The 376-nt window shown below is 64.6% G+C and carries 1 protein-coding gene; it reads right to left on the minus strand.

What is annotated here, in order from left to right:
• Positions 1–376 (minus strand): hypothetical protein (locus tag D0817_RS26855; protein WP_161568478.1); only part of this gene is annotated, 376 nt, incomplete at both ends.

Here is a 376-nt window from a genome sequence, read left to right on the forward strand (position 1 = left end):
GCCGCGACCGCGCAGCACGGCATTGCTGAACGCGATGCTTTGCACGCCCTGCTGGCAATGCGCGCCATCGTTGCTGCGGAACTGCACGCTCAGGCTCGCGTTCATGTTCTTGAGCCGGAAGGTGACCATCTCGGTCGACGGCTGCCCCTCCTCGACCGCGCGGGTGGCAATCGTCACGTCGCCCGTCGCCAGTCCGTTCATGTGCACGTTGACCTTGGTGCGCGGTCCTGGATCGGTGGTGTCGTAACAGGCGTGGAAATACTTCACCTCGTGCACGCCGTTGGCCGGCGTGTACACGTAGTCCTGATTCTGGTTCGCGGCCTGCGCGCCCATGCTCAGTGCGGCGGCCAGCGCCGCGAGAGCCGTTTTGATAGAT

The sequence above is a fragment of the Flavobacterium cupreum genome, assembly GCF_003996965.1.
GTDB lineage: Bacteria > Bacteroidota > Bacteroidia > Flavobacteriales > Flavobacteriaceae > Flavobacterium > Flavobacterium cupreum.